The sequence below is a fragment of the Pararhizobium gei genome, assembly GCF_029223885.1.
In the GTDB taxonomy this organism is placed as follows: domain Bacteria; phylum Pseudomonadota; class Alphaproteobacteria; order Rhizobiales; family Rhizobiaceae; genus Pararhizobium; species Pararhizobium gei.
This window is the reverse complement of the sequence record NZ_CP119409.1, coordinates 494,893-507,725: the sequence shown is the minus strand read 5'-3', so window position 1 is coordinate 507,725 and position 12,833 is coordinate 494,893. Positions and strand designations below refer to the sequence as shown.

Here is a 12,833-nt window from a genome sequence, read left to right as displayed (position 1 = left end):
CTGCGGCACCAAGGAGTGTGTCGCAGTCTTTCGGTACCGGCCCCGTGCGACCGGATGAACCGGGCGTCGGGGAGCGGCGCTTTCGAAACTCATTTGGGAGGATGTTATGAAGAGACTGCTTGCAGCCGTTGCCACCGCCACGCTCGTCGCCGCGGCCACACCGGTGTTCGCGACCGATATCATTGTTGTCGCACATGGCCAGGCCAACGATCCGTTCTGGTCGGTCGTCAAGAACGGCGCCGAAAAGGCGGCCAAGGACACCGGCGTCAACGTCGAGTTCCGCTCACCCGAAACGTTTGACATGGTTCAAATGAGCCAGATGATCGACGCTGCGGTCAACCAGGATCCCGATGGCATCGTCGTTTCCATCCCGGATGCCGATGCGCTCGGCCCGTCGATCAAGCGTGCCGTCGATGCCGGCATCCCGGTCATTTCCATGAATTCAGGATCTGATGTCGCGCACAAACTCGGCGCCAAGCTGCACGTCGGTCAGTCCGAGTTCGATGCTGGCAAGATCGCCGGCCAGAAGCTCGCTGAAATGGGCGGCAAGAAAGGCATCTGTGTCAACCAGGAGGTGGGCAACGTCTCGCTCGACCTGCGTTGCGCCGGTTTCAAGGAAGGGTTCGGCAAGGACGTCAGCGTCCTTCCGACCAGCACCGATCCGACCGAAGTCGAATCCAAGGTGCGTGCGGCGCTGGAGTCCGACAAGGATGTCAATGTCGTGCTCGGGCTCAACGCTTCCCTCGTGGGAGAACCGGCCGTCAAGGCGGCACAGGCGCTCGGACGCGATGACGTCCTGATCGCAACGTTCGACCTGTCGGCCGGCTTCCTCAAGGATGTCACAGACGGCAAGGCCGCGTTCGCGATTGATCAGCAGCAGTTCCTGCAGGGCTATCTCCCCGTCGCCTTCCTCGCCCTCAATGCACAGTACGGCCTGATACCCGGTGGTGACGTTCCCTCCGGCCCGAACCTCGTGACCAAGGACGCCGCTGCCAAGGTCATCGATCTTTCGGCCCAGGGCATTCGTTAAACACATCGCTCCGGGCCGCATTCTCAACTGCGGCCCGGCCACCGATCAGGGGACAGAACAATGTCGACAGACTCAATCGGGCGTGCGGACGAGCGGATCAAGGCCGAATCCGTGGTCACGAAAATCATGAAACGGCCGGAGCTAGGGGCGATAGGGGGTGTGATCCTCGTTACGCTGTTCTTTATGATCACCGCCGACCGCACCATGTTCACCCTGTCGGGTGTCATGAATTTCATGACGCCGGCAGCACAGCTTGGCATCCTTGGCATCGCTGCGGCCATGCTGATGATTGGCGGTGAATTCGATCTTTCGATCGGCTCCATGGTGGCTTTTGCCGGCATGATGTTCGGCGTTTTCGTCGTGAATGTCGGCATGCCGCTGATGCTTGCCATACCACTGACACTCTTACTGGCTGCAGCTCTTGGCGCGGCAAATGGCATGATCGTGCTTCGCACCGGTCTGCCATCCTTTATCGTCACCCTTGCCGGCCTGTTTGTACTTCGCGGCGCATCGCTGGTTGGTTTGAAAGTTTTCACCGGTGGCTCGACCCAGTTGCGCGGTATCCGCGAAGCGGTCGAAGGCGACTTCCTGGCACCGCTTTTTTCGGGTGACGCTTTCGGCTTTACCATGAGATGGCTGGCCGAAGCGGGTATCGTCGACAGCTTCAAGTCGGGCGTGCCGAAAGTCCCGGGCATCCCGGTCGAAATCATCTGGTTCGGCGCCTTCGCGCTGGTCGCAACCTACGTCCTCCTGCGCACTCCCGCTGGCAACTGGATCTTTGCGACCGGGGGCGACGCCCGCGCTGCACAGAATTCCGGTGTGCCCGTGCGTCGTGTTAAAATCTCGCTATTCATGCTGACGGCCATGGCTGCGGCGCTGGTTGCCATCATTACCGTGATGGATGCCGGGTCCACCGACGCGCGCCGTGGGTTCATGAAGGAATTCGAGGCGATCATTGCTGCGGTCATCGGCGGCTGCCTTCTGACCGGCGGTTACGGTTCGGCGATCGGCGCCTTCTTCGGTGCGATCATTTTCGGAATGGTCACCATCGGCCTCACCTATACGCGCTTCGACCAGGACTGGTTCCAAGTCTTCCTTGGCGCTATGCTGCTGCTCGCCGTCATCTTCAACAACGTCATTCGCCGACGTGTGACCGGGGAGCGTTGACCATGTCCGTACCAATCATCCACATGGAAAACATCAAGAAGCACTATGGTAACGTCATTGCGCTCAACGGTGTGACCTTTGACCTTAGAGCCGGCGAATGCCATTGCCTGCTCGGCGACAATGGCGCCGGCAAGTCGACCTTTATCAAGACCATGTCGGGCGTACACAAACCCACCGAAGGGTCCATCACCTTCGAGGGCAAGCCGCTTTCCTTCGGCAGCCCGCGCGATGCGATGGAAGCGGGCATCGCCACCGTCTTCCAGGATCTCGCCATGATCCCGCTGATGTCGGTGACGCGCAATTTTTTCATGGGCCGCGAGCCGACCAAGGGACGCGGCCTGTTCAAGCGCTTCGATATCGATCATGCCAACGAAGTTACCATGGCGGAAATGCGCAAGATGGGTATCAACCTTCGCGCGCCGGACCAGGCGGTTGGCACGCTCTCGGGTGGCGAGCGCCAGACGGTGGCTATCGCCCGTGCCGTCTATTTCGGCGCCAAGGTCCTGATCCTCGACGAGCCGACGTCGGCACTCGGGGTGCGGCAGACCGCCAACGTGCTGGCCACTATCAAGCGTGTGCGCGAGCAGGGCATCGGCGTGGTGTTCATCTCGCACAATGTCCGGCATGCGATGGCGGTCGGAGACCGCTTTACCGTGCTCAATCGCGGCCAGACGCTCGGTACGGCGACACGCGGAGACATCACGGCAGCACAGCTGCAGGACATGATGGCCGGTGGCCAGGAAATGGCCTCCCTCGAAGGCTCTCTCGGCGGAACGGTCTGAGGTTTCCAGTGGTACGCTCTTCAACCCTACCAGAACGTCCGCTGGGTATTGCGCTGATCGGCACTGGCTTCATGGGCAAATGCCACGCCATGGCCTGGCGCAATGTTGCCGCCGTTTTCGGCGGCGCACATCATCGCCTCGAAATCCTTTCGGATGCCACGCCGGAGAGCGCGGATCGTTTTGCGCGCCAGTTCGGCTTTGCCCGCGCGACAGCGCATTGGGAACAGGCGGTGGCCGATCCGAAGGTTGACGTCGTCTCGATCACTGCGCCCAACGGCATGCACCGGCCGATTGCGGAAGCGGCGCTCAAGGCCGGCAAACATGTCTGGCTCGAAAAGCCAATGGCGCTTACGCTTGCCGATGCCGAGGCGATGGCGGCAACGGCAAAAGAACATCCCGGCCAGGCGACCATGCTCGGCTACAACTATTTGAGAAGCCCCGCTTTCCAGGCGGCAAGCAAGCTGATCGGCGAAGGCGTGATCGGCAAGCCGCTTGCCTTCCGCGGCGTGTATGACGAGGATTATTCCGCCGACCCGCTCCTCCCGTGGTCGTGGCGGATGACTCACGAAGGTGGCGGACTTGGCGCGCTCGGCGATCTCGGCTGCCACCTCGTGAGCCATATGCTGGCGCTGATGGGGCCGGTGGCCGAAGTGGTCGCCCAGACGCAGGTCGCTGTTCCGATGCGTCCTTCTCCCGACGGGCGAAAGCCAGTCGAGAACGAAGACAGCGCGCTCGCGCTGCTGCGTTTTGTCTCGGGTGCCCAAGGCTCGTTTGCGACATCGCGCGTAGCGCGCGGCCGCAAATGCCGGCTACAATGGGAAGTGCACGGGCAGGACGGCACAATCGTGTTCGATCAGGAAAACATGAACGAGCTGTGGGTTCACAGGGCCGGCGACGCCGGGTTCGTCCGTCACCTGACCGGGCCGGATCAGCCGGATTTTGCGGCCTTTTGTCCGGCGCCGGGACATAATTTCGGTTTCAACGAACAGAAGGTCATCGAGGCGCGTGACCTGCTTGCCGCCATTGCCGGCAGCCCGAATGTCGGTCCTGATTTTGCACAGGGGTTGAATATCGAAAAGATCATTCACGCCATTGCGGCCTCCAACGGCGCCGTCATCCGCATCGAAAGGCAGGATGCATTATGAAAAAGCTTGATGTCATCACCATCGGACGTGCCGGCGTCGATCTTTACGGCGCACAGGTCGGCGGTCGTCTGGAGGATATGGGATCCTTTGAGAAATATATCGGCGGCTCGCCCACAAACATCGCCTGCGGCAGCGCGCGGCTCGGGCTGAAGACGGCTTTGATCAGCCGGGTCGGCGACGAGCATATGGGCCGCTTCATTCTCGAGCAGCTGGCCCGCGAGGGCGTTTCGACGCAAGGCGTCAAGATCGACCCTGAGCGGCTGACGGCGCTCGTGATCCTTGGTATCCGCGACGACACGCAGTTTCCATTGATCTTCTACCGCGAGAATTGCGCCGACATGGCGCTGAGCGAAGACGATATCGACGAGGCCTTCATCGCCTCGGCGCGTGCCGTGGTCGTCACCGGCACCCATCTCAGCAACACCCGCACCGAAGCCGCCGTCCTCAAGGCGCTGACCCTTGCGCGCAAACACGGCCTGCGCACCGCGCTCGACATCGACTACCGTCCGAACCTCTGGGGCGTTGCCGGTCATGGCGATGGCGAAAGCCGGTTCGTCGAAAGCGCGAAGGTTACGGCCAGGCTGAAGACGAGCCTGCATCTGTTCGACCTGATCGTCGGCACGGAAGAAGAATTCTACATCGCCGGCGGCTCGACCGACACGCTGGACGCGTTACGGGCGGTGCGCGCAGTCAGTGGCGCGACACTGGTGTGCAAGCGTGGTCCGCTCGGCGCCGTCGCCTTCGAAGCGGCTATCCCCGCCAGTCTCGAAGACGGACAGACCGGTCAGGGGTTCCCGATCGAGGTGTTCAATGTTCTCGGTGCCGGCGACGGCTTCTTCTCTGGCCTGCTGCGTGGCTGGATGACCGGCGAGGACTGGCCGATCTCGCTCAAGTTCGCCAACGCCTGTGGCGCCTTCGCCGTCAGCCGGCACGGCTGCACCCCGGCCTATCCGAGCTTCGAGGAGCTGCAATTCTTTCTCAAGCGCGGTGTCGTGCGGCCCGATCTGCGCAACGACCCGGACCTCGAACAGATGCACTGGTCGACAACGCGCCGCACGCGCGTCGATGGCGACTGGTCGACGATGCGGGTGTTTGCCTTCGATCACCGCGTGCAACTGGAGCAGATGACCGGTTACACCCTGCAGAAAGGTGCGGCGTTCAAGGAACTGTGCCTAGAGGCGGCGCTTCGTGTTCAGGCCGGAAATCCGGGCTATGGCATTCTCTGCGACAATCGTATCGGCCGGTCTGCCCTGCATCGCGCCTCCGGATCGGGTTTGTGGATCGGCCGCCCCGCCGAGTGGCCGGGGTCGCGTCCGCTGACGCTGGAGCCGGAACTCGGACTCGACTGCGGGACACTGTCCGAATGGGCGCGCGAGGATGTCGTCAAGGTCTTGTGTTTCTGCCACCCCGACGACGATGCAGCGACCCTTGCCGAGCAGGAGACGACAGTCAAGCGGCTGTTCCAAGCAGCGCGGCGCAATCGGCTGGAATTCCTGCTTGAGATCATTCCCTCCAAGGTCGGCGCCATCGATGACCACACGGCCGCGACACTGATCGAACAATTCTATGCAGCCGGCGTCTATCCCGACTGGTGGAAACTGGAACCGATGAAGACGGCAGCCGGCTGGGCCAATGCCATTGACGCAATCGAGGCGCGGGACCGTCACACGCGCGGCATCGTCGTGCTGGGGCTGGATGCACCGGAGGCAGAGCTGTCGGCAAGCTTCGACGTCGCGGCACGCTTTGATCTCGTCAAAGGCTTTGCCGTCGGACGTACGATTTTCGGCGACGTCGCGCGGCAGTGGTTTGCGGGCGATGTCACAGATGCCGACGCCGTCGAAGAGATGGCGAAGCGGTACGCACGCCTGTGCAGCATCTGGGACGCGGCACGCACGAAAGCAAGGGAGCAGGCAGCATGAGCGCGGTACGACTGACGGCGGCGCAGGCGATGGTGAAATGGCTGTCGGCGCAGATGACCGAAGACGGCGAACGCTTCGTCGATGGCATCTGGGCAATTTTCGGCCACGGCAATGTCGCCGGTCTTGGGGAAGCCCTGCAGAAGGCCGGCAACGGCCTGCCGACCTGGCGCGGCCAGAACGAGCAGACCATGGCGCATGCGGCGATCGCCTATGCCAAGGCGATGAAAAGGCGGCGCATTCAGGCTGTTTCCTCTTCGATCGGGCCGGGCGCCACCAACATGGTGACGGCGGCAGCTCTTGCCCATGTCAACCGGTTGCCGGTATTGCTCATCCCCGGAGACGTGTTCGCCAACCGCCGTCCCGATCCGGTGCTGCAGCAGGTCGAGGACTTCGACGACGGCACCGTCTCCGCCAACGACTGCTTCCGCCCTGTCAGCCGCTATTTCGATCGTATCACGCGACCCGAGCAACTTCTGACGGCGCTGCCGCGGGCGCTTCGGGTCATGACAGATCCGGCGAATTGCGGGCCGGTGACCTTGTCCTTCTGTCAGGACGTGCAGGCCGAGGCTTATGACTGGCCCGAAGACTTTTTCGAGCCGAAGGTCTGGCGCATCCGCCGGCCGGAGCCGGACAGGCACGATCTCGAAGAGGTCGCCAAACTCATCCATGCGGCGAAGACCCCGGTCATCGTCGCCGGTGGCGGTGTGATCTACAGCGGGGCCGAACAGGATCTCGCCGATTTCGCCACCCGTCATGGAATCCCGGTCATCGAAACGCAGGCTGGAAAGTCGGCGCTGGCCCAGTCCCACCCCATGAATTTCGGCGCCGCCGGCGTCGATGGTTCGGCCGCAGCCAACACGCTGGCCCGCAAGGCCGATCTCGTCATCGGCGTCGGTACGCGCTTTCAGGATTTCACGACGGGATCGTGGTCGCTGTTCGAGGCTGAGGGCCGGCGGCTGGTGTCGATCAACGCACAGGCCTATGATGCCGACAAACACGGTGCCATCGGCCTCGTCGCCGATGCCCGGGTGGCGCTAGTCGCGCTCGGCGAAAAACTCGCTCACTATCGCGCGCCCGAGCCGGACACCGGATCCCGCAGTCAATGGCTTTCCGCCGTCGATCGTCATTGTGCAGCCCCTTCGCAATCCGGCCTGCCGAACGACGCGCAGGTGATCGGCGCGGTGCAGCGTGCCACAGGCGAAAACGCCATCGCCATGTGCGCGGCTGGCACCATGCCGGGCGCCCTGAAGCTGCTTTGGCAGCCAAGCCAGGGCGGTTATCACATGGAGTACGGCTTTTCCTGCATGGGCTACGAAATTGCCGGCGCCATGGGCCTGAAACTGGCGCGGCCGGAGCGGGAGGTGATCTGCTTCGTCGGCGACGGTTCCTACATGATGGCCAATTCGGAACTGGCCACCGCCGTCATGCGCAAAGTGCCGTTCACGGTCGTTTTGACGGACAACCGGGGTTACGGCTGCATAAACCGGCTGCAGCAGGGCACCGGCGGTGAACCGTTCAACAATCTCTACAGGGATTGCAACGTCGAGCAGCAGCCCGAGATTGATTTCGTCGCCCATGCAGGCTCCATGGGGGCGGTAGCGGTCAAGGCGAAGGACATTCCCGACCTCGAAGCCCAGATCGTCGCTGCCCGCGCCCGCGATATCCCGACCGTCATCGTCATCGACACCGATCCGGCCGACGGGCCCGGATTCGGCGATGCCGGTCACTGGTGGGACGTTGCCGTGCCGGAGGTCGGCACCACCGACACATTGAAACAGGCTTATGCGCGCTACCTCGAAGGTGCCGCCAAGCAACGAACCGTAAACTAGAGGGCATGACATGATCCGCTTCGGCACCAACCCCATCGCCTGGGCCAATGACGACGACCAGAGCCTCGGCGCCGACATCCCGACCGAGCAGATTTTGCGCGAGGCCAGCGGGATCGGTTTCGACGGCATCGAAAACGGGCATCGCTGGCCGGACGATCCGCAGGCATTGAAGGACCTGCTCGGGTCCTATGGCCTCGCCTTCGTCTCCGGCTGGTATTCGCTCAACCTCCTGACGCAGTCGGTCGATGACGAGAAACACGCGATCCAGCACCATCTCGACAAGCTGAAACACAATGGCTGCATTGTCTGCATCGCTTGTGAAACCTCCAACAGCGTCCAGGGATTGCAAGTGCCGCTTTCCGAAAGCCCTATCCTGTCGGCGGAGGAGATGAAAGACTTCGGTGCCAGGATCGAGGAACTTGCCGCCTTCACCGCCTCGCAGGGCATCGCGCTCGTCTACCACCACCACATGGGCACCGTGGTCGAGACGCCGGAAGAGATCGATGCCTTCATGGCGGCAACCGGGCCTAAGACCCGGCTGCTGTTCGATGCCGGCCACTGCTATTTCGGCGGCAACGGCCGTGATCCGACGTCGGTATTGTCCCGCCATGTCGATCGTGTCAGCCATTTCCATGCCAAGAACGTTCGCCCGGATGTGATGCAGCGTGTGCGCGACGAGGGGCTGAGTTTCATGGACGGCGTTCGTGCCGGCGTGTTCACCGTACCGGGAGACGACGAAGGCGGGGTGGAGTTCGAACCGCTGTTGAAAATCCTCAAAGACGCGGGTTACGAGGGCTGGATCGTCATCGAGGCCGAGCAGGATCCCGCCGTTCGCAATCCCTTCCAGTACCAGTCGCTCGGCCTCAAGACGTTGAAGGCCGCCGCCGCCACGGTCGGTCTCGTCTGAGAGAACAGCAGGAGTTCATCATGCCCAGGCTTCTCCATCGTCCCTTCGGCAATCATGGCAAGGTCCACGAGATCACGCCGGCCCTCGCCGGCTGGCGCCATGTCGGTTTTTCGCTCTATCGTTTGAGAGCCGGCGAGACCGTCGGCGAAGCGACCGGCGACCGTGAAGTCATTCTCGTGATGGTCGAGGGAAAAGCGGCGTTCGAGGCAGACGGGCGCAACTGGGGCGTTCTCGGCGAGCGCATGAGCGTCTTCGAGAAAACGCCACCGCATTGCCTATACCTGCCGAATGGCAGCACCTGGAAGGCCGCTGCGGAAACCGATTGCGTGATCGCCGTCTGCTCGGCACCGGGCAGACAAGGCCATGACGCGCGGCGGATCGGGCCGGATGGCATCACGCTGACGCAGCGCGGCGAGGGCAGCAACACCCGCTATATCAACAATATCGCCATGGAAAACGAGGATTACTGCGACAGTCTTCTGGTGACGGAGGTTTTCACGCCGGCGGGGAACTGGTCGAGTTATCCGAGCCATCGCCACGACGAGGACGACTTTCCGCGCATCACCTACCTGGAAGAAACCTATTATCATCGCCTGAACCCGGCCGACGGGTTCGGCATTCAACGGGTCTATACCGATGACCTGCAACTGAACGAGACCATGGCGGTGCATGACGGCGATGTCGTCTGCGTGCCGCGCGGCCACCACCCTTGCGGTGCGCCGCATGGTTTCGAGATGTATTACCTCAACGTCATGGCCGGCCCTTTGCGCAAATGGCGTTTCGTCGCCGCGCCACCGGTCGAGCACCTGATGCGCTAATCCTCTTTTGAACTCGGTGAAGACAATGGAACAACCTTTTACGCTTGCCGCCTGCGCCGAAATGATCTGGCGAGACAAACCGATCGAGTGGCGCTGTGCGCAGCTCAAGGACCTTGGCTTCGAGGTTGGCCTGTGGAACTGGCCGGAACACGATCTGGCTGCGCTTGAAAGATCGGGAGCGACCTTCTCGATCATGAATGGCTATCTCACAGGCCGGCTGGCCGATGACGATGGTGCCAACGAACTGCTGCGCTCGGCGCGCGAGACGGCACAGGTCGGCAAGCGGCTCGGTGTCGCCCGGCTCAATCTGCATGGGACAGGCCTCGGCGAAGGCGGGCTTCCCGTTCGCCCGAGCGAGGTGGTGACGGGCCGCATGTGGCTGAAGGCGCGGGACACGCTCTCCCGCATCGCCGACATGGCTGAGGAGGAAGGCGTGGTCTTCACGCTGGAAAATCTCAACCTGCCGGTCGATCATCCCGGCACGCCTTTCGGGCGCGCAGAGGACACGCTGGCGCTGGTCTCCAGCGTCAACCACCCGCGCCTGCGGCTCAACCTGGACCTCTATCATGTGCAGATCGGTGAAGGGAATCTGATCGAGACCTGCAAAGCCTGCCTGCCGTGGATCGGAGAAGTACAGGTCGCCGACGTGCCGGGGCGTTGTGAACCGGGCACCGGCGAAATAAACTATCCGGGCATTGCGCGTGCGCTGTTCGATATGGGCTATCGCGGTCCTGTGGGATTGGAAGCCTTCGCAAAAGGTGATCCAATCGCGGCCCTGGAGGCATTCCGCAGCGCGTTTACAGTGTGACCTGCCACTGCGAATTTCCTCCGGAAAAGATCAGAGTTCGGACTGACGAAGGGAGACTGCTCTTCCTGCCTGCCCTTTATGCCGCGTGGTTCCCGCGTAGTGAGGCGGGCACCTGATTGTTTGAGCCATGGCCTAAAGCCGGTGACCGGTTCGCTGCCGCACAAGATCGGCTACGCCGACAACACCGGCTTTGCCACCAAGTTTGGCGCGCACGATGTTCGGTTTCACCAGGCCGCCGTCGCCCGGCACCATGCCGGCGACGAGGTCGAGATATCCCTCCGCAAGTCCGACACCGCCTCCGATGACGATATCCTGCGGATCCAGGATAAGTTGGATATCGCGGCATAGCCTCGCAATCCGGCCAGCGGATTGGGAGACAATCCCTTCCGCCCAGCCTTCTGATGCGCGTGCATGCTTGAAAATGTCAAAAGCCTGCAGACCGGGATGACCTCGGCGCGCGGCTTCAGCGTGCATCCAGCGGCCGGAGGCCTCGTCCTCGAGGCTCGGCGCGCCGCCGGCCACGCCGCGCGTGAGCCCGAAGTGACCGGCAAGGCCTGCCAGCGGTCGGCCATTGATCACAATTCCGCCGCCGACGCCGGTTGACACGGTGAGGAAGACCAGGTCGCCACCGCGCCCTGCGCCGAACCGATATTCCCCCCACGCCGCCGCCTGAGCGTCGTTGATGGCAAAAGCGTGCATACCGAAGAGATCCGTCGCCCTATCGACCAGTGGGTAATCCTCCGGGATTCCGAGCGTCTCGGGATTCATCGCCGACCATCGGCCGTCACGGATGAAGCCGGTTACTGCAAGGCCGATACCGTCATAGGCGCGATTCCATTGTTCGGCAGCCGCGCGCGCCGCGGCGAGCCAGGCATCCGGTCCCTGTGCCCGCTCGGTCGCAATAGAGACCTCGGAGAGGATTTCGCTGCCCTGAACCAGCGCGGCCATTGTTTTCGTGCCGCCGATATCGATGGCAAGCACCGGCTTTTGCGACGGGGATGGTCCGTAAGCGCTTTCCAGAGCCTCGCGAAACCAGGCTGTCACATGCTCGGTACGGGTGATTGCGGAGCCGATGACGACCGCATAAGCCCCTGCCCTCACCGCCTGCTGCGCCTGCTGCGGCGTCCTGATGCGGCCTTCCGCGACGACGAAGGGCGTCAAACGGCGCAGAGATGCGACAAGTTCGGTATCAGGATCGGTCGGCGCCTGTCCGGTGACGTAGCCGGAGAGCGTGGTGCCGACAAAATCGACGCCGGCGCCGAGAGCGCGCTCTGCATCCTCGATCGAGGCGCAGTCGGCCATGGTAAGTTTACCGCGCCGTTTTACAGCTGCGACAAGCGTCTCGACAGTCTCCGGCCGGGCACGGTCCGTGGCATCGAATGCAACGATATCGGCGCCCGCTTCGCAAAGGCCCTCCGCATCCGAAACAAACGGCGTTATGCGAACCGGGCTGTCTGCGAGATCCCGCTTGACGATGCCTATGATCGGGACCGAGACGACGGCGCGAACGGCCTTGACGTAGGCGATCGACTCTATGCGCAATGCGGATGCCCCGGCATTGACCGCCGCGCGGGCAAAGGCCGCGACAAATTCCGGCGCGTCCATTGGGCCGTGAGGGACAGGCTGGCATGAGACGATCAGGCCGTTGGCGATATCTTCCCGTTTCAAACGCCCAGCTCCAGTAATTGTACAGCCCCGAGCGCCTGCGCGGCTTGCCTGTCGAGAACGATGGTCGCATCCGCATGCCGGTTAAGCGCCGAACCGGGAACTGCGTCCGTCACGGGGCCGTTGACGCTTGCAGCGATCGCGTCGGCTTTTTCCCTGCCGGTCGCCAAGACGACGATTGCCCGGCTCTCCAGGATCGTGCCGATGCCCATGGTGATCGCATGGGTCGGCTGGCTGGAGCCCGGCTGGAAATAGCGCGCATTGGCGTCCAGCGTCGATGACGCCAGAGCCACCCGCCGGGTTCGCGACGTGTGCGGCGATCCCGGCTCGTTGAAGCCGATATGGGCATTGCGCCCGAGGCCCAGGACCATGAGATCGATGCCGCCATGGGTGCTGATCAAGGATTCGTAGCGTTCGGCTTCCGCTTCAGCATCCGTTGCCAATCCATCTGGGATATGCGTTCGCTCAGACTTGAAGTCCGCGTGACGAAACAGGGTTTCCCGCATGTAGAACGCATAGGAAGACGGATGCTCGCTCGAGAGGCCAAGATATTCATCCAGATTGAACGTCGTGACGTCCTTGTAGCGGCCCCGGCCCTTTGAAAACTCCTGGCGCAGGCGCGCATAGACACCCAGCGGTGTTGCTCCGGTGGGAAGGCCAAGCACACTGTCGGGCTTGGTTTCCACTTGGCGCAACAGGATCTCTGCAACGGCGGCAGAAGCCTCTTCCGCCGAGTTTTTGATGATGATGTTCATGGCGCTTT

11 protein-coding genes are annotated in these 12,833 nt (G+C 62.5%); 9 read left to right on the top strand and 2 right to left on the bottom strand.

Annotation, left to right across the window (positions count from 1 at the left end; all coding sequences use genetic code 11):
* Positions 1 to 106 precede the first annotated feature (106 nt).
* Genes PY308_RS02290 through PY308_RS02250 form a run of 9 tightly spaced genes read left to right on the top strand, consistent with a single transcriptional unit; the run spans position 107 to position 10,405 of the window.
* The gene (locus PY308_RS02290; RefSeq protein WP_275787611.1) at positions 107 to 1,030 is read left to right on the top strand and encodes a sugar ABC transporter substrate-binding protein; all 924 of its coding nucleotides are present in this window, start codon (positions 107 to 109) and stop codon (positions 1,028 to 1,030) included.
* A 60-nt stretch (positions 1,031 to 1,090) separates the two neighbouring features.
* Positions 1,091 to 2,197, top strand: coding sequence for an ABC transporter permease (locus tag PY308_RS02285; RefSeq protein ID WP_275787609.1), 1,107 nt, complete (start codon positions 1,091 to 1,093; stop codon positions 2,195 to 2,197).
* A gap of 2 nt (positions 2,198 to 2,199) precedes the next feature.
* Entirely contained in the window at positions 2,200 to 2,979 is a 780-nt protein-coding gene (locus tag PY308_RS02280) for an ATP-binding cassette domain-containing protein (RefSeq protein ID WP_275787607.1), read from the top strand.
* An 8-nt stretch (positions 2,980 to 2,987) separates the two neighbouring features.
* A complete protein-coding gene (locus PY308_RS02275; RefSeq protein WP_338051076.1) occupies positions 2,988 to 4,124 on the top strand; it encodes a Gfo/Idh/MocA family protein in 1,137 nt (378 codons plus the stop codon).
* A complete protein-coding gene (locus tag PY308_RS02270) occupies positions 4,121 to 6,043 on the top strand; it encodes a bifunctional 5-dehydro-2-deoxygluconokinase/5-dehydro-2-deoxyphosphogluconate aldolase (RefSeq protein ID WP_275787606.1) in 1,923 nt (640 codons plus the stop codon). Before PY308_RS02275 ends, PY308_RS02270 begins: the two co-directional genes overlap by 4 nt.
* Positions 6,040 to 7,872 (top strand): 3D-(3,5/4)-trihydroxycyclohexane-1,2-dione acylhydrolase (decyclizing), encoded by a 1,833-nt coding sequence (iolD, locus tag PY308_RS02265; RefSeq protein ID WP_275787604.1) that lies wholly within the window; start codon positions 6,040 to 6,042, stop codon positions 7,870 to 7,872. The genes PY308_RS02270 and iolD overlap by 4 nt, the downstream gene beginning before the upstream one ends.
* A 10-nt stretch (positions 7,873 to 7,882) precedes the next feature.
* The gene (gene iolE, locus PY308_RS02260; RefSeq protein ID WP_275787602.1) at positions 7,883 to 8,779 is read left to right on the top strand and encodes a myo-inosose-2 dehydratase; all 897 of its coding nucleotides are present in this window, start codon (positions 7,883 to 7,885) and stop codon (positions 8,777 to 8,779) included.
* 20 nt (positions 8,780 to 8,799) lie between these two features.
* Positions 8,800 to 9,597 (top strand): 5-deoxy-glucuronate isomerase, encoded by a 798-nt coding sequence (gene iolB / locus PY308_RS02255; RefSeq protein WP_275787601.1) that lies wholly within the window; start codon positions 8,800 to 8,802, stop codon positions 9,595 to 9,597.
* Positions 9,598 to 9,622: 25 nt separating this feature from the next.
* The gene (locus tag PY308_RS02250; RefSeq protein WP_275787599.1) at positions 9,623 to 10,405 is read left to right on the top strand and encodes a TIM barrel protein; all 783 of its coding nucleotides are present in this window, start codon (positions 9,623 to 9,625) and stop codon (positions 10,403 to 10,405) included.
* 132 nt (positions 10,406 to 10,537) lie between these two features.
* Here the strand turns inward: PY308_RS02250 and PY308_RS02245 are convergent, their stop codons facing one another.
* A complete protein-coding gene (locus tag PY308_RS02245; protein ID WP_275790983.1) occupies positions 10,538 to 12,010 on the bottom strand; it encodes a putative N-acetylmannosamine-6-phosphate 2-epimerase in 1,473 nt (490 codons plus the stop codon).
* Between the two features lie 59 nt (positions 12,011 to 12,069).
* Complete coding sequence (gene nagB / locus PY308_RS02240) at positions 12,070 to 12,825, bottom strand: glucosamine-6-phosphate deaminase (RefSeq protein WP_275787596.1); 756 nt, start codon at positions 12,823 to 12,825, stop codon at positions 12,070 to 12,072.
* Between the last annotated feature and the right edge of the window lie 8 nt (positions 12,826 to 12,833).

What these genes read in the sequence shown, in the direction of transcription:
- PY308_RS02290 (WP_275787611.1), top strand. Translation starts at nt 107, where the DNA reads ATGAAGAGACTGCTTGCAGCCGTTGCCACCGCCACGCTCGTCGCCGCG.
- PY308_RS02285 (WP_275787609.1), top strand. Translation starts at nt 1,091, where the DNA reads ATGTCGACAGACTCAATCGGGCGTGCGGACGAGCGGATCAAGGCCGAA.
- PY308_RS02280 (WP_275787607.1), top strand. Translation starts at nt 2,200, where the DNA reads ATGTCCGTACCAATCATCCACATGGAAAACATCAAGAAGCACTATGGT.
- PY308_RS02270 (WP_275787606.1), top strand. Translation starts at nt 4,121, where the DNA reads ATGAAAAAGCTTGATGTCATCACCATCGGACGTGCCGGCGTCGATCTT.
- iolD (WP_275787604.1), top strand. Translation starts at nt 6,040, where the DNA reads ATGAGCGCGGTACGACTGACGGCGGCGCAGGCGATGGTGAAATGGCTG.
- iolE (WP_275787602.1), top strand. Translation starts at nt 7,883, where the DNA reads ATGATCCGCTTCGGCACCAACCCCATCGCCTGGGCCAATGACGACGAC.
- iolB (WP_275787601.1), top strand. Translation starts at nt 8,800, where the DNA reads ATGCCCAGGCTTCTCCATCGTCCCTTCGGCAATCATGGCAAGGTCCAC.
- PY308_RS02250 (WP_275787599.1), top strand. Translation starts at nt 9,623, where the DNA reads ATGGAACAACCTTTTACGCTTGCCGCCTGCGCCGAAATGATCTGGCGA.
- PY308_RS02245 (WP_275790983.1), bottom strand. Translation starts at nt 12,010, where the DNA reads ATGGACGCGCCGGAATTTGTCGCGGCCTTTGCCCGCGCGGCGGTCAAT.
- nagB (WP_275787596.1), bottom strand. Translation starts at nt 12,825, where the DNA reads ATGAACATCATCATCAAAAACTCGGCGGAAGAGGCTTCTGCCGCCGTT.